Annotated in this window: 15 protein-coding genes; 8 read left to right on the top strand and 7 right to left on the bottom strand. The window is 43.2% G+C overall.

Features of this window, described 5'->3' with window-relative positions; translation table 11 throughout:
• Positions 1-112: 112 nt before the first annotated feature.
• Positions 113-448, bottom strand: a complete 336-nt coding sequence (locus V7K46_RS06695) for a DUF5615 family PIN-like protein (protein WP_335111799.1) — start codon at positions 446-448, stop codon at positions 113-115.
• On the bottom strand, positions 441-827 hold the full coding sequence (locus V7K46_RS06700; protein WP_335111800.1) for a DUF433 domain-containing protein: 387 nt from the start codon (positions 825-827) through the stop codon (positions 441-443). The genes V7K46_RS06695 and V7K46_RS06700 overlap by 8 nt, the downstream gene beginning before the upstream one ends.
• Positions 828-927: 100 nt before the next feature.
• Between V7K46_RS06700 and V7K46_RS06705 the strand changes: the two genes are divergently transcribed.
• Complete coding sequence (locus V7K46_RS06705) at positions 928-2,091, top strand: DUF58 domain-containing protein (protein ID WP_335111801.1); 1,164 nt, start codon at positions 928-930, stop codon at positions 2,089-2,091.
• 149 nt (positions 2,092-2,240) lie between these two features.
• Here V7K46_RS06705 and V7K46_RS06710 read toward each other — a convergent pair whose 3' ends face one another.
• On the bottom strand, positions 2,241-2,894 hold the full coding sequence (locus V7K46_RS06710; RefSeq protein ID WP_335111802.1) for a PEP-CTERM sorting domain-containing protein: 654 nt from the start codon (positions 2,892-2,894) through the stop codon (positions 2,241-2,243).
• Positions 2,895-3,367: 473 nt separating this feature from the next.
• Here V7K46_RS06710 and V7K46_RS06715 point away from each other — a divergent pair, with 473 nt between their 5' ends.
• From V7K46_RS06715 to V7K46_RS06735, 5 genes are all read left to right on the top strand, one after another.
• Positions 3,368-3,733: a ferredoxin thioredoxin reductase catalytic beta subunit gene (locus V7K46_RS06715; RefSeq protein ID WP_335111803.1), complete on the top strand. Its 366-nt coding sequence runs from the start codon at positions 3,368-3,370 to the stop codon at positions 3,731-3,733.
• Complete coding sequence (locus tag V7K46_RS06720) at positions 3,730-4,122, top strand: DUF309 domain-containing protein (RefSeq protein ID WP_335111804.1); 393 nt, start codon at positions 3,730-3,732, stop codon at positions 4,120-4,122. The genes V7K46_RS06715 and V7K46_RS06720 overlap by 4 nt, the downstream gene beginning before the upstream one ends.
• A 234-nt stretch (positions 4,123-4,356) precedes the next feature.
• Positions 4,357-4,851, top strand: coding sequence for an LptA/OstA family protein (locus V7K46_RS06725; protein WP_335111805.1), 495 nt, complete (start codon positions 4,357-4,359; stop codon positions 4,849-4,851).
• A 28-nt stretch (positions 4,852-4,879) separates the two neighbouring features.
• On the top strand, positions 4,880-5,608 hold the full coding sequence (gene lptB / locus V7K46_RS06730; RefSeq protein ID WP_298909124.1) for an LPS export ABC transporter ATP-binding protein: 729 nt from the start codon (positions 4,880-4,882) through the stop codon (positions 5,606-5,608).
• A 306-nt stretch (positions 5,609-5,914) separates the two neighbouring features.
• Positions 5,915-7,030, top strand: coding sequence for an LptF/LptG family permease (locus V7K46_RS06735; RefSeq protein ID WP_335111806.1), 1,116 nt, complete (start codon positions 5,915-5,917; stop codon positions 7,028-7,030).
• A 68-nt stretch (positions 7,031-7,098) separates the two neighbouring features.
• On the opposite strand, the gene V7K46_RS06740 is transcribed toward V7K46_RS06735, so the two are convergent.
• On the bottom strand, positions 7,099-7,719 hold the full coding sequence (locus tag V7K46_RS06740) for a CP12 domain-containing protein (protein ID WP_335111807.1): 621 nt from the start codon (positions 7,717-7,719) through the stop codon (positions 7,099-7,101).
• 426 nt (positions 7,720-8,145) lie between these two features.
• Between V7K46_RS06740 and V7K46_RS06745 the strand changes: the two genes are divergently transcribed.
• Positions 8,146-9,441: a hypothetical protein gene (locus V7K46_RS06745; protein ID WP_335111808.1), complete on the top strand. Its 1,296-nt coding sequence runs from the start codon at positions 8,146-8,148 to the stop codon at positions 9,439-9,441.
• Between the two features lie 36 nt (positions 9,442-9,477).
• On the opposite strand, the gene V7K46_RS06750 is transcribed toward V7K46_RS06745, so the two are convergent.
• A complete protein-coding gene (locus tag V7K46_RS06750) occupies positions 9,478-10,158 on the bottom strand; it encodes an S-layer homology domain-containing protein (RefSeq protein ID WP_335111809.1) in 681 nt (226 codons plus the stop codon).
• Between the two features lie 153 nt (positions 10,159-10,311).
• Entirely contained in the window at positions 10,312-10,791 is a 480-nt protein-coding gene (locus V7K46_RS06755) for a hypothetical protein (RefSeq protein ID WP_335111810.1), read from the bottom strand.
• Positions 10,792-10,982: 191 nt separating this feature from the next.
• On the opposite strand from V7K46_RS06755, the gene rpiA reads away from it, so the two are divergent.
• Complete coding sequence (gene rpiA, locus V7K46_RS06760; protein ID WP_335111811.1) at positions 10,983-11,690, top strand: ribose-5-phosphate isomerase RpiA; 708 nt, start codon at positions 10,983-10,985, stop codon at positions 11,688-11,690.
• A gap of 143 nt (positions 11,691-11,833) precedes the next feature.
• On the opposite strand, the gene V7K46_RS06765 is transcribed toward rpiA, so the two are convergent.
• On the bottom strand, positions 11,834-16,138 hold the full coding sequence (locus V7K46_RS06765; protein WP_335111812.1) for a DUF4347 domain-containing protein: 4,305 nt from the start codon (positions 16,136-16,138) through the stop codon (positions 11,834-11,836).
• Between the last annotated feature and the right edge of the window lie 160 nt (positions 16,139-16,298).

Genomic DNA, 16,298 nt, shown 5'->3' on the forward strand with positions numbered 1-16,298 from the left:
TATAGATGCAAACTACCAAAATACAGATAACTTGTTAAGTTGTGCATACAATTCCTAACAAACTCCATTTAGATGCTTTTGAAGATGTAAGTCTTTCAATGTTGCTTTCATTTCACAAAAACTCGACACGTCCCAACATCTCTTCAAGTGTCATCACCTCATACATCAAAACCAAATTTTCAATGATTTCACCAATTGAGCGAGTCCCTTTCTTGCAGTAAGTAATACCAGGATGATCAAGCCTAGAACTTGCAATAATCAAAAAATCTGCATCTTGGGTGAACAGTACTCGCTGTGTTTCTTGAATAAACGCTAACTGGACTTCATCGGTTTGGGTGCGTAGTTTTACATCATTGGTTGTTGTGACATCAATTCCATAACGGCGCAAGCCAAGAGCGATTACAGGATCGACATTTTCATCGAGATGAAAGCGAATTCGTTCACTCATTCCTCAACTGTCTGAGTTTCTCTTGCAGACGCGAAGGATGATTCTGCTTCAGTACCTCAACTAATTCATCCTCTTCTGCTGTACGGCAATCAATCTCGTCTCGGTGATCAAAATAATAAGCCATTGCTGCATAAACAGATGCCAGTGACAGGTCATACTTACCAGCAATCTCTACCAAGGAATATCCTAGCTTTAAATGCATCATCGCCACATCCTCTACAGCAATGCGGGTATCAGCAATCCGGGGCTTCCCACTCCGCACATCAGAAGAGATTTCAATATGCTCCTGACTGACTAACTGCATCAAAGAATCTTCCACCTCCATTCCATATCTTAATGATACATAGTACGATCGCCCACTCAACCCAGCACGCTTCAAATTGCTTGACGCTTCCTAAATACTACTATTATGGCTTTGCTTTTTTGGCAAACCCCTGAGACACTGTGAATTTCGGGCGGTGTTGGGTTAAAAAAGAAACATGAAAATCATCAAACCCATCACGAATTGGTTAGAAACTCGCGCTTGTACCCCTGCATACGGCGGTTGGGTACTAGCAGCAACGGCTATTTGTTTTTTTGGCGCAGGTATCAATACGATGGCTGGTTGGCTGTACGCCATTAGCGGCATCAGTTTTGCCCTTTTGGGTGTAGCAGCCATCTTACCGCCGCGATCGCTCACAGGTCTATCCATCTCTCGCCGTCCTATTCAAGCTGTGTCAGCAGGCGATGATCTGACGGTGGAATTAGAAATCCGCAATCAGACACAGCAGCCTGTAAGCTTATTGCAAGTCGAGGATATACTACCCTTCGTCTTAGGGAAACCAGTACAAAAAGCAATAGAAACAATTCCTAGCCAAGGCAGTTACCGTTGGGTATATTACCACCCTACCCAGCGCCGGGGCGTCTATCGTTGGCACACAGTCGAACTGGGTTCTGGTGCGCCTTTGGGATTGTTTTGGTGTCGCCGTCAACGTGACTGTGCTGCCACAGCGATCGTCTATCCCAAAGTGTTACCCTTGGCTACCTGCCCCTTAGTAGACGAAATGGGACAAGAAGAGAGCAAAAGGGGTGATCCTCGTGGTAGACCCTTGCAGACAGCTACAACGGGGCTAGTGCGATCGCTCCGTCCTTATCGCCTCGGAGATCCTACTCGTCTAATTCACTGGCGGACTAGCGCCCGCTATGGCGAATTAAGGGTGCGGGAGTTAGAAATGGTCACAGGTGGACAAGAGATAGTTATTGCCCTTGACAGTGCTAGCAATTGGGAAGAAGAAAACTTTGAACAAGCAGTAATTGCCGCAGCATCACTGTATTTTTATGCACAACAACAGCAATTACAGGTGCAACTCTGGACAGCATCAACAAATTTAATCAAAGGCGATCGCTTTGTTTTAGAAACCTTAGCAGCAACCACAGCCCTAGAAGATGCCAGTTCAGTAGTTCCTAAAAGCTATCCCTTGATTTGGCTGACTCAAAACTCCCTGAGTCTTTCTACTCTTCCTCAAGGCAGTCGCTGGGTAATGTGGCCAAATATTTCCTTACCACCAGCACAAGAGGTAATCAATTGGGAACACCCTGGTATAATTTTGCAAAGCGATCGCGCACTGCAACCCCAACTGCAAAAAACATTAAATTCATATTAATCAATACTTTCGGCAAAAAACGACGTTCTAGAAGGGCTATCCGAACAAAACCTACCTCTAAAGATTAGTAAAGCTTTTAGCCCACAGAGGTGTAGCTCTTGTTGTATAGCCGCTACTTCTAGTCCTTTGGGCAAGGTGTAAGGTTTGAGTTAACTTTGCTTTAGCTGTTTACGTTTTAATACTGAACCAGTACTTAAAGTAGCTATTGACAGTAGCGCTGGTAACAATGTAGGTTCGGGAACAGATGTAGCTTTTTCATTAAAGGTAAAGTTATCTAACGCAAAATTTGTCCCGCCACCCGTATTTATAAGATAATCTGGTTCAACTCCACCAAATGACGTAAACCTTAATTCATCAACACCAAAATAATCAAAATTTACTAAAGTTGGCTGTGTCGTATTTACAACCACAGTTTTTGAATACAAGGTTGCACCGCTCTTTAAACCCTCTACAGTAACCGAAAGACCATCATAGAAAGCAGCTGTGAGGTAAGCACTGTTGAAGTCAAAAATACTATCACTTACTAGTGCTGGGAGTCCAAATCCATTATAGCTTACGTAGTCTCCTGACACTCTGCCATTGTTATAGCCTGTAAGTGAATATGTATCTGAGATGCGGAAAAAATTATTCCAATTAAATCCTCCATAACCGTTAGGAATCGGCTCAGAATATCGATAAAATATAAGAGGTATGTCATCAAATGTTAAAATAGTTGCTTGTGCTACTGCTCCTATTCCCAAAACAATGACTGTTGCTCCAATAGCAGCAGTCGATAACTTTTTCGCAACAGTTGAAATGCTCATATGGTAGTAGTTGTAACTCTTGATAAGTATGTGTTTTTTATTACACATTTTATAACATACACTAAGCTACAAAAAAGTAACTACTATTACTTAGTTATTTCATAAAGCATCATAAAGTTATGATGAAGAGAATTCAGCACAATGTATAAATAAAGGCTGACATAAGTCTGATAAAAGGGTCGCGCTTGGCATCTTCCCTTAGACGGATCACAGCGTCGTTTGTTAATGAGAATAAATTAACCTCTTGACTTTTAAAGTCTGCCTCAAAATGCAACTTGAATTTTAATTGGCTTAGAAGTTAAGCTTCTGCGATTTCCTAGATTTTGTCTGATCCCAGCCCACCGGACATATCAGCCTTTGAGCAAAGGTAAAACAATTTGAGCAGGTAAGGTTGGGGAAAAACACCCAGTAATCCCTACATGAGGCTGAGGTACAATGCAAAGAAATATTTAAATTATGAGTCGCCGATCCACATGATCTCATCAGAAGCTAACACAAAATCCAGCGATAAAAGCCTAGAGGCAATGCGGCATTTTTCCGAACAATACGCCAAGCGGACTGGAACATACTTTTGTTCTGAACCTTCTGTTACCGCAGTTGTGATCGAGGGACTAGCCAAACATAAAGATGAACTGGGTGCGCCCTTATGTCCCTGTCGCCACTACGAAGATAAAGAGGCTGAGGTTCACGGCACATATTGGAACTGTCCCTGTGTGCCAATGAGAGAACGCAAAGAGTGCCATTGTATGTTGTTCCTCACCTCAGATAACGAGTTTGCTGGAGAAAAACAAGAAATCTCTCTCGAAACAATTAAAGAAGTACGAGACAGTATGGGATGAGCGAAACCATCCCCCAAGAGTTTTGGCAAGGCGTAGAACAGTTCAATTCTGGTGAGTTCTACGCCTGTCATGACACTTTAGAAGCTTTGTGGATTGAAGCTGGCGAACCGGACAAAACCTTTTATCAAGGCATTCTCCAAATTGCTGTAGCACTGTATCATTTGGAGAATCGGAACTGGCGAGGTGCAGTAATTCTACTCGGAGAAGGCAGCAATCGCTTACGTCGTTACCCATCTAGTTACGGCGGTGTTGATGTAGATGAACTATTGAGTCAGAGCGCAGTGTTGTTGACGACATTACAACAAATAGGGCAAGACTTGATTATGACTGGTGATTTGGGTGAAAATCAAGTCTTATCTTTGCCTATAATTCTGCTAACTACTGATTAGACATCTGCTGAAATTAATTATGCGTTGCCCGAAATCCTTGGTAGGCACAATTCATGAATTGTGCCTACGTCATTTTCACTTCTTATGCCAATTACCTGAAACCTTGAGGTTGGGCGTAGCGTCACTATTTCAGCCAGTAGTTATCGTAAATCACTCCAGATTGGATATTTCATCTCTGGATAAAGTACTTGAGATAATTAGAATGCAAGCTGAAATCCTGAATCCCCAATTGCTATGATGCCCTGCTATCAATTGCCCATATCCCAGATGCGTCGCTTTGGATTAGCTTTAATGCTGCCAGTTGCACTCTTGGGCGTCGCCTTCCCTAACCAATTGCAAACCGCTACTGCACAAACACCTAGAGAAAATCGCCCCCTCACTATCCGTGCTGATATCCAAGAATATGACGCCAAAAATCAAGTAATCACTGCTCGTGGTAACGTGCAAATGTCGTATCCGGCTCGCCAAATTCAAGCAACATCTGCCCAAGCACAGTACTTTAGTAAGGAACGCCGAATTGATTTCAGTGGGAACGTCTATATTTTGCAACAGGGCGGTAATAGTATCCGGGCGGAGAAAGTAACCTATTTAATTGATCAAGGGCGATTTGTTGCCTTACCCCAATCCAATCGTCAGGTAGAGTCCATCTACATGATCCAGGAATCAGATAATGATGGACAAACTGCAAAACCTGCTCCACAGACACCACCATTCAAGCGTTCTAATTAGCATCTACTATCAAGAAAGGGCGCGAACAATGAAAATTGTTTTAGAGAATATTCATAAATCTTATGGCAAGCGAGTAATTGTCAATCGTGTGAATCTTTCTGTTGCTCAGGGCGAAGTCGTTGGTTTACTAGGCCCCAATGGGGCTGGTAAAACGACGACCTTTTATATTGCCACAGGTTTAGAAAAACCCAATCAAGGAAAAGTCTGGCTAGGTAATCTGGATGTTACGGGAATGCCAATGCACAAAAGGGCGCGACTGGGTATTGGCTATCTAGCACAAGAACCAAGTGTTTTCCGCCAACTTTCGGTACAGGATAATATTCTGTTAGTGCTAGAGCAAACTAATGTGCCACGATGGGAGTGGACAAGACGACTCACAACTTTACTGCGAGAGTTTCGGTTAGAAAAATTAGCCAATAGCAAAGGAATTCAACTTTCTGGTGGTGAGCGACGGCGGACAGAATTAGCAAGGTCTTTAGCTGCTGGACAAGAAGGTCCAAAATTTTTACTTTTGGATGAACCATTTGCTGGAGTTGATCCGATCGCAGTCTCAGAAATTCAGCAAATTGTCGCCCGACTGCGCGATCGCGGTATGGGAATCTTAATTACAGATCATAATGTCCGCGAAACCCTGGCGATCACCGATCGCGCCTACATCATGCGCGAGGGACAAATTCTCGCTTTTGGCGCTACTGACGAACTTTACGGCAATTCCCTTGTGCGGCAATATTATTTAGGGGATAATTTTCAAGTCTAAATTAACAATTATTTAGTTAATAATTTCAAAGGCTATTTTGATTTTTTATTCTGAGGTTGCTCCTGAACTTGGGGATTTTGCCCTAAGTCTGACCAAGCTTGATTTTATGCAGTTTCCTAAAGAATTGGTATAAGCATGAATTTATTAGTTAATTTTAAGCTATTTCAAATTAAATTTTGATCCTAAATACAGTAGATATACTTTACTTCACTAAGGCTGCCAATATTTAACTATTTAATTTTGCTTATGATATCAAAGAAGTTTACGTCTTTCTACAACCTCCATTCGCTGCTGCCTTTTACGATCATGGATCGCTACCTTGCCAGCGAATTGTTAGCGCCGTTTTTCTTTGGTGTCGGAGCTTTTTCATCACTTGGTGTCACTATCGATGCTGTATTTGATCTCATCAGAAAAATCGTAGAATCTGGGCTACCTATAGACATTGCGATTCAAGTTTTTTTGTTAAAATTTCCCAACTTTATCGTTTTAGCCTTCCCCATGTCTACGTTGCTGGCTACTTTGATGACCTACAGTCGTCTTTCTAGCGAGAGCGAACTAATTGCCCTGCGTGGTTGTGGGGTCAGCGTCTATCGCATGGTGCTAACTGCTGTGATGTTGAGTCTTGTGGTTACAGGAATGACATTTGTGTTTAACGAACAAATTGCACCAGCAGCAAATTACCAAGCGGCAATGACTCTGGATAAAGCCCTGAAATCAGACAAGCCAATTTTGAAACAGCAAAATATTTTCTATCCTGAATACCAGGATGCTGCCCAGCCAGATGGCTCTAAAAATAGGATATTGACACGCTTGTTTTACGCCGACCAGTTTGATGGTAAGCGGATGAAAGGTTTAACGATTATAGACCGCTCAACAAAAGGTCTGAATCAAATTGTGGTATCAGAATCTGCCCAGTGGAATGCTTCTCAAAATGTCTGGGATTTTTACAACGGCACGATCTATTTTGTTGCTGCCGATCGCTCCTATCGCAATATCGTTAGATTTGAACATCAACAACTGCAACTACCGCGCACGCCATTAAGTCTGGCAGAAAAAAGCCGCGATTATGGTGAGATGAATATTTCTGAAGCCCTAGATCAACTACAAGTGGAACTTCTCGGTGGCGATCGCCAAAAAATTCGTAAACTCGAAGTGCGGATTCAACAAAAAATCTCTTTGCCCTTTGTATGTGTAGTTTTTGGCTTGGTAGGTGCAGCTATGGGAAGCATACCCCAGCGAACTGGAAGAGGCACCAGCTTTGGGATTAGCGTTGTAGTTATATTTTCCTACTACTTAATTTTCTTTATTGGTGGTGCGATCGCGCAAGCAGGTGTCCTCTCTCCCTTTATGGGGGCTTGGTTGCCGAACTTTCTTTTTCTAGGAATAGGTTTATTTTTATTGATGCGAGTTGCCAAACGGTAGAGGAAGCGGGGAACAGGGGAGCCTCTCTCTGCCCCTTTGCCCCCTTCCTCTTCATCCCCACACCTCAATTACGGATGATAACTTCGACACTCTGGTGCATCTGGGTTTTCCTTGCAGTATTCTTCAAAAGAGGCTTTGGCTGATACCATACCCTCAGATTTCTGATGAGCTGCTTCTGCTTGAAGTTCTTCTACCTCATCCCAGGCAGCTGCACAGGCTTTAGAATAAGCACCTTGTCCGGTGCAAATAGACCGAGCCTGCTCAATGGCTTTTTGAATTCTCTCCTCCAGCAGTAGGGCTTTTGGAGCTTCTACAAAGTCGCTTTTGGTCAAAATGTCGGTAATCGAGATGATACCTAACAGCTTGCTCTGAATCACAGGTGCTCGATGAATACCAGTGTTAGCAAATAACCGCGCTACATATTCCACACCCAAATCAGGATTGACCACAATGCAGGGCTTGCTCATAATTTCGTAAACCCGCACTTGCTTTGGGTCTTTACCGTAGGCTGTTACCTTATAGACAATATCCGTTTCTGTGACAATGCCATAAGCATCATTGTCATAGCGACGAGCCACAACCAGCGCCCGCAATCCTTTTTCCTTCATTACCCCTACCGCTTCAGCAACAGTCGCCGAACCGCGAATGGTAACTACATCTTTGGTCATGATATCTTCAGCTTTCATCATTGCTGTAGTCTCCTGGTTAATAGTACGGTGCAGCCCAGTGCCCTCGGAGGCGTATCGAAGCATTGCAGCGCACAGTTTGCTAACTAGAAAGTAAAAAAGTTGAACTTTTGTCCCGCCACAACAATAAATTAGACCAGTTGTCAACTCCTGATGTTATCCAATGTGACCGATAGCCAAAAACTGAGCATGAATTACCATAACTTTCTAGAAAATCTTGCCAAAGGACTCAAGGCGCTAAAAAGTAAATTTTTGACTACTACATGTCTATTGGTAATGACTAATAACTGATGGAGAAGTTAGGATGAAATTAGCATTTAAACTTAAGTTGAGATATTTTCTGTTGAGGAAAGCAAAAGCATTAAACAGCAACGCCTTCAGCTTCCCTCAAGTTTTTCTGATTTCAAGTAAATTTCAATTACCAATCCCATGCCAAATCGTCATTATCCTCCCGCCTACTTACGCTATCTCAAAGCCAGGTTATGGTATCTAGGGCGACCTGGTTTTTGGGGAACTGCAATTTTTTTATCTATAGTAGGGTTAGTAACCTGGGAATACTGGTCAAACCCAGATATTTTCGTTTATAAGCAAAAAAACCAAGTCGCTTCACAACAGCCTGCTGATTCCTCACTGTCAGCAGAAGACAGAGCTATTGCCGCAGATATTGATAACCTACCAGTTTTATTTAATGATTTTGACCAAGCAACTGTCTCATTAACGCCAAATACCCCTACTGAAAACACTGAGGAAAAAAAGAGCAAAAGCTTATTAGAGGATGTAATTAACAAACAAAAGTCTGGTGGTGATACCAAATTAAATCCTGGTTTAGGCGTTAATGGCGACACCTCCCCAGCCGTGAAAAATCCCTTTGTTGTCCAAACAGAAAATTTATTGCGGACTGGGACGGTTGATAGTAATAACCAGTTTCTAGGTCTGAAGACCTTAAATGCAGCGTCTGAACCAACAGAGGGGGAACAAACATCCTCTAACCTGGGTATTGGATTCACTAATCAAACCAAAAAAAATCAAAATTCTGTCTCCTTCAGCCCTCTGCAAGCAGCACTCAACCAATCAACAAACCAGAAATCGTCTAGCTTCAATGGGATCACTGCAACTCAGACAAATCCCTTGGGTCGAGTCTCTGACTCAGGAACAACGTTAATGCCACCCATCAACAGCTTACCCAGTCAGAATTCTCTACCAAGTAGTGGCTTAACTGCTGGGAACGGCTATACGTCAACGGGTACGAACTTACCACAAAATCCCTACAGTAATTTAAATAACGGTCAGGTATTGCCTAGTAATGGGTTAAATACTGGTACAGGTTATCCGTCAACGGGTACGAACTTACCGCAAAATCCCTATAATAATTTAAATAGTGGTCAGGTAGTGCCTAATGTATCACCAGTGACGCCCCCAGTCAGCTCTGCCGCACCAAGTAATATTTCACCTTACTCTAGGCAGATTCCGAGTCAAGGCGTTGTCACCCCAACAAACCCTGTGGGATATGGGAATTATGGCTTGCAGCAGCCAACGCAACTACCACAGTCTAATTATGGGAATTATGGCTTGCAGCAGCCAACGCAACCACCACAGTCTAATTATGGCTTGCAGCAGCCGACGCAACTACCACAGTCTAATTATGTGTTGCAGCAACCAACACAGTCTAATTCCTTATATCTTCGCCAGATTCGAGACAAGTATAGAAGTCCGGGTCAAAACTGATTTTAAACACAATCTCCTTAACTGAATTTTATTCAGTTAAGGAGATTGTGGGCTATCTGGAATAACCGGAATTTCTGGTGTTTCGGGTTGTCGCTGTTGTCGTTGCAAATATTTACTCAATACATAAGCTATATCCCCACGGGTAACAGGTTTTAATGGGGAAATATTTCCTTGAGCATCTGTGTTAAGAAATCCCTCACTAGCCACTGTAGCGATCGCTTTTCTAGCCCAAGCTGGGATAGACTTTTCATCTGGATGTGAAGCCAGAATCTCATTAACAGCGTCATCAGGAAACTGAAATACACCATAAGCTTGGGCGAAAATAGCAAGAGCTTCTGCCCTTGTCACCTTTTGATTAGGGAAAAATTCATTGCCTCGATAGCCTTTCATAATGTCAGTTTTTAAGACTGTCTGTATATCATTAAATGCCCAATGAGAAGCAGGAACATCTGGAATAGCTAAATTTTCTTTGCTAACAGCTTGTCTTTTATTTAGCCCAAATGCTTTTACCATAATTGACGCTAATTCGGCCCTACTCACTAACCTTTCTGGATAAAACTTGCCATCGGAAAAGTTTGTCATCCATTTGACAGCAGTTATTTGTTGAATGGAATCAGATGGGATTCCAGAAGTAGTTTCTGGCACTTGAGCTTGAGCAATTGCTGGTAAGTTTTGTAGTAGGGCCACTAAAGATAGAGTAATTGAAAGCTGACGCATTATAATAACCACTTTTAGCTGCTAAATGAATTTAAAAAACTACGTTATTGAGGTTAAGGCGAAGTTTGGTATTCCTAATAACGTGTAACTTAACTAGTGACGAATTTAAGTTGGACAATGTTGCTCCCGCTACGTAGGGTGTAGCTATAAATTTTAATAATTAGGACTGTGTTCAGAATCCCAGCACTTCCCATCATGCCAGACTCTACTGGTATATTCACATTCTGATTTATCCTCAATCCAAGGAATTGAAGTAGGGTAATACGAGGTAGATATGGGAGTAAGTGAAGACAATGCAAAAGAAAATATAGTGTAGCTACAAGCCGATAGAATGATTAGAAATCCGATGAGGAACAAGATATTGGCTGGAGTCCAAAAAGGATATAAACTTTTTTCAGAGTGTAAACGCGCTTTAGAGCGACGTTCTGAACCTGCTAACAACACCAGATAAAACCTTAATCCGGGAATTGGCACTGAAACTCTTATGTCTAAAGCATGACGGGTCCGACCACGAGAGACAAAACCCCTTTTTATGGCTTCTAATTGCTCCACCGTGAAGGTATTTGCTACTTCCGGGGCAATCTCAGCGAAAAGTTGCTCAAAAGTAGAAGCAGTGTACTGTGGTTTATTCATAAATTTCGTATATTAATATACACTATATTACATTATTCATTTCCTTTGTCCCGGACACTATGATGTTTTATTTTTTGGAAGTCCCTAATCAAGGAAGTAGAAATTAGCAAAAACTTGTTTTTTACCTTTCATCTTTTGACGTTATCTGCCCACTACTATGGACTATAGTCAGTTTTTCAGGAGTTTTGGGAATGACAGCAACAGATCCCGTAAAGTTGATGAAGCAAGAAGTTGGCAAAGCCGCCGCCGCCCTGGTAAAATCTGGTTCCATCGTTGGGTTGGGTACGGGGTCAACTACAGCATATACGATTCAGTTTTTGGGCGATCGCCTCAATTCTGGTGAACTCAAAGATATCATTGGTATACCTACCTCGTTTCAGTCAGAAGTGCTGGCGAAGCAGTATGGTGTTCCTCTCGCCACCTTGGACGCTATCGACCACATCGATATTGCCATTGATGGTGCAGATGAAGTTGATCCGCAGAAGAATTTGATTAAAGGCGGTGGTGCAGCACATACCCGCGAAAAAGTCGTAGACTACCTGGCAGAACAGTTCATCGTCGTGGTAGATAGTGGTAAGTTAGTAGACCGCTTGGGTTCTAGTTTCGCTGTGCCTGTGGAAGTGATCCCAATGGCAATTACTCCTGTTACCAATGCCATCAAAAAACTGGGTGGTAAACCGGAACTCCGTATGGGTGTAAAAAAAGCTGGCCCAGTGATCACTGACCAGGGAAACTTTGTCTTAGATGTCAGATTTGACTCTATTGAAGATCCAGTCAGCCTAGAAAAGACATTGAATAACATTCCCGGCGTTTTGGAAAATGGTATCTTCGTTAACTGTGTCGATTTAGTTTTGATTGGTGAAGTCAAAGATGGTCAGCCATTAGTGCGGCAACTGTAAGAGTGCTTGATTTTGGATTTTAGAAACATCTAAAATCCAAAATCAAGCAATACATATCTCCATAAATTAATTATGCATCCAGAACCCTAATAGAGACGTAGCAGTGCTACGGCTGTTTTTCTACTACAGGCTAGAACTGAGTGCTAGACGATGACGTTAGTACCAATTACCAGATTTGTAGCCGTGAAATTATTCAAAGTCGCCAAGGTTTCATCGAAATAACCACCATTATTAAAGGAAGAGTAATTAACTTTTGTAGCAGTACCCGATTGCACAAACTGTAGATAGCCATCAGCAATGGGATTGCTGCCAGTGTAGCCCTGATTCTTAAACACGTTAGTAAGAACTAACTTATCTTCACTCTGATTAAAGTCAATGATTATATTATTAGTGCTATAGCTTTGATAGATAAACTGGTCATTACCACTACCGCCATAAAGGATATCATTCTGCTCTTGATCATCAGAAGAGTAATCAGCATCATAATCACCAACAAGCAGGATGTCATTACCAGCACCACCACTGAGGTTATTACTTCCTTTACCGCCAATTAGGATGTCATCACCAGCACTACCAACCAGGGTATCGTTACCCGTACCACCGCGCAGCAGGTCGTTGCCACTCTTGCCGTCGATGCGGTCATTACCCCCCTGACCATTAATCACATCAGCTGAGTTGTCAAAACCATTGACATTGTTGTTTAGGTCATTGAGAAAGGTGACTGTGTTTTTGTTGAAGATGCTGCTTTGGGTGGAGTTGGCATCGAAGACATCAAAGCTGTCACGAATGCTACTTTGCCCATCAAACAGGATATTTCCCAGCGTTGATAGGTTGTCTAGGTTTTCTAGAGGAAAGTTTTGCAGGATAACTTTGTCATCAGCCACCCCATCAAAGGTGACTTCCAGATTGTTACCATTCTGGGTGAGGAGCAGATTTTTGGCAGTTAATCCAGTCCCTTGGAATTTCAGGGTATCCAATTCAGCAATGACTGCTGCCGAGGGATTTGAGCCTTTACCTAACCCCCCAAAATCGGTAATTGTATCAACACCGTCACCTAAGTTGTAAACAAATTTATCCTTGCCGCCACCACCAGTTAGGACGTCGTTGCCTTGATTACCTGTAATGATATCATTCCCGCCTTGACCGTTAATGATCTCACTATAGTTCTTGCCCACTAAATTATCAGCGCCATTGGTTCCATTCAGCCCGTTAAACTCTAATGCACCAATATCAACTGTACCCTGAGATATTCTGTCAAATCCAGCGCCACGTTGGTCGGTGGTGATCCCTGCTGGAATCAGAGCATTTTTGCCTGCGTTAATTGCGGGACTATCCGCAAGTAATGCATGAGTCAAGGTTGCACCACCGTTATTTTGCAGAGGGGTGAGTTTGGGGTTAATGGGGTTAGCGCTGGTGCCGACGAGGGTACTGGTGGTAAAACCTGTGCTACCAGTGCGATCGCCAATCAGGTTACTGCCGAGGTCGGTAAACTTGCCGGAAACGTCGCCCTCTAAGCCAAAGTTGCCTGCAATGATAGTGTTGCCAACAATGACACTACCATCAGAGTCATTGAAAACGCTGCTACCCTTGCCACCATAAGACTGGGCATCACCATTAAAATATGAAGAAATGTCATTATTTGTAATAGTGCTGTTGATGAGAGTAAGGGTGCCTTTGTTAGAGATGCCGTTGCCCTCTGTATAGGAGGTATTACTAGAGACAGTACTATTGTTGAGGTTGAAGGTGCCTTGGTTAAAGATGCCGCCGCCGTTGATCGCGGTACTGTTAGAGATTGTGCTTCCGGTTATGCTGAGGTTGCCTGTGTTAAAGATGCCACCACCGTAGCTATTTGTTAAAAAATTGCCAGGCAGCCGCTCATTAGAGATTTCTGTGGGCAGGTAATTACTAGAGACAGTACTTCCCGTTAAGCTGAGGTTACCTGTGTTAAAGATGCCGCCACCATAAGTATCTGCCGTATTACCAGAGACAGTGCTTCCCGTTATGCTAAGGGTACCTTTGTTAAATATACCACCTCCTAGTGACGATCCCCTATTATCAGAGACAGTAGTGTTAGTCAGGCTAAGGCTACCTCTGTTAAAGATACCGCCTACCGACCCACTATTGTTAGATACAGTGCTATTGGTCAAGCTGAGGCTAGCATTGCTATTGAGCAGAATACTACCAAAGCCATCATTAGCATTAGCAATTTTCAAGCCATTAATGCTTGTATCTGTTCCTGTACCTGATATCTCAAACACGCCAGAGGCGTTATTCCCACTGATAGTCAGGTTAGATACCCCACTTCCCAAAATAGTTAGATCATGGGTAATCGTCAATTTCCCAGAGGTGAGGGTGATGATATCTGGGGTGGCATCGGTGAACACGCCTGCAAAGGTAATCGTATCTGCCCCAACAGTAGCATTGGCATTGAGAATAGCCTGCCGCAACGATCCTGCTCCGGAATCGTTAGTATTAGTCACTACTGTGTCAGTATTAACAGGTGGTGGGCTAGTGGACTGGACTTCATAAGCACCAATATCTACCGTATTATCAGATATTCGGTTAAATCCAATGCCCCTTTGGTCAGTAGTAACACTACCAGCAACTAGAGAATTATTGCCTGCGTTAATAGCGGGACTACCGGCAAGTAAAGCATCAGTAAAGGTTGCACCGCCGTTATTTTGTAGAGGGCCGAGTTTGGGGTTAATCGGGCTGGCACTGCTGCCAACCAGGGTGCTGGTGGTCAATCCGGTGCTACCAGTGTTATTACCAATCAAGTTATTGCCGGAGTCACTGAAGCTTCCAGCCACGTCAGGGTAGATATTAGCGGAGGTAGAGTTATCGAAGTTGCCTGCAATGATGGTGTTCCCAACAGTGATAGTTCCACCATCGTTGAAAACACCTCCACCGTCGCCAGTACCATCGCCGTTTGAGTCAGCTGTGTTATTGGTAATCGTGGTGTTGATAAGGCTGAGAGTGTCGTTGTTATATATGCCGCCACCGTTAGAGATTGCCTTATTACCAGATACAGTACTGTTAATCAAGATTGCTGAACTTGAGGCATCAAAATATGTATCAGAGAGGTGTGAGTTAGAAATGCCTCCTGCCGTATTACCAGAAACACTGCTATTAATAAGTCTAAGAGAGCTGCCTACGTTAGAGATGCCTGATGCTGTATTATCAGAGACACTGCTATTGGTCAGGCTGAGGGAACCAGAGGAAATTAAATGATAAGCGCCAAAAGCGTAATTAGAGATGCCATCTCCTGTATTGCTAGAGACACTGCTATTAGTTAGACTGACTGTACCATCGTTGCCAATACCCTCTCCTGCATTGCCAGAGACACTGCTTTGCGTTAGGTCGAGGAAGCCACCATTAACGATCCCGCTTCTTGTATTGTCAGAGACACTACTTCCTGTTAGGTTGAGGATGCTAGCATTAGAGATGCCACCTCCCATATTGCGGGAGACAGTGCTGTTAGTGAGCCGAAGAATGGCACTGTCATCGACTAGAATACCGCTGCCACTGCCGTAGTTGGTATTGATATTACCATTAGCAATGGTCAAACCATCAATCATGGCATCTGTCGCTAATCCCGATATCTCAAACACCCTGGAGGCATTATTGCCACTCACAGTCAGTTGAGATGCCCCAGTCCCCAAGATAGTCACATCATCGGTAATCGTCAGTTGTCCAGAGGTGAGGGTGATCACATCTGGGGTAGTATCAGTGAATACACCCGCAAAGGTTATGATATCATCCCCAGGAGTGGCATTGGCTAAGTTAATTGCCTCCCGGAGTGTGGTGATGCCGTTGTTCGCATGACCATCATCCGTGTCTCCGGTATTATTCACCGTGAACGTTGCCAGTATCCCTGGGTAAGCTTCTCGGACTGTTTCTGCAAAGGCAAGATTTACTTCCATATCAGCAGTGCGAACTTCTAACTCCCAGTTCCCATTTAATGCTGTATTGCCAATCAGGTGACCAGAAGCGGCAATATTCGCTCCTGTAAGTTGGTGCAGTTTTTCGACAAATTCTCCCCCGGCATCACCAAAAGCCACTTTGCAACCATAGATGAGTAAGTTGCAGGGATTATCGCTTTTAGTAGAGGCTGAAAATATTTTCTGCCATTGTTGCAGTTGCTGACTGTATTCGTCTAGAGTATCAAGTCCTAAATGCGTGTTCCCCAATTGTAAGCAACCTGGGGCACCGTGGCAGACAAGATGAATATTAGTCAAATTCTCGCCAGCCCAACTCTCCAGAATTTCCGTAATTTGTTTTACACCGTTGTCTGTGGAGTCAAGCAGGAATACTTGGGTATTATCAAGCACGCCATTGACTAAACCGCTATAGTCTTCAACTGCCATGTCGATGAAGACTAGACTATTGGTATTGGAGGTGGAAGTTGCGTGATTTAGTTGCAAGTGTGAGGTATGTAGCGTTGCCATTTTGTTACTTTGAGCTTAGGTGATGAGGGAAACTCAAACCGACTTCAGCCTTGTAATTACAGGGTTTTCACACAACTATCAATAACTAAAAAAACTATACTACTAATTACTTTCCCTTTCGTTGCTATTTTCTAGCAAGTTGCCACTTTTGTAAAGCAAG

The sequence above is a fragment of the Nostoc sp. genome, assembly GCF_036917395.1.
In the GTDB taxonomy this organism is placed as follows: Bacteria; Cyanobacteriota; Cyanobacteriia; order Cyanobacteriales; family Nostocaceae; genus Nostoc.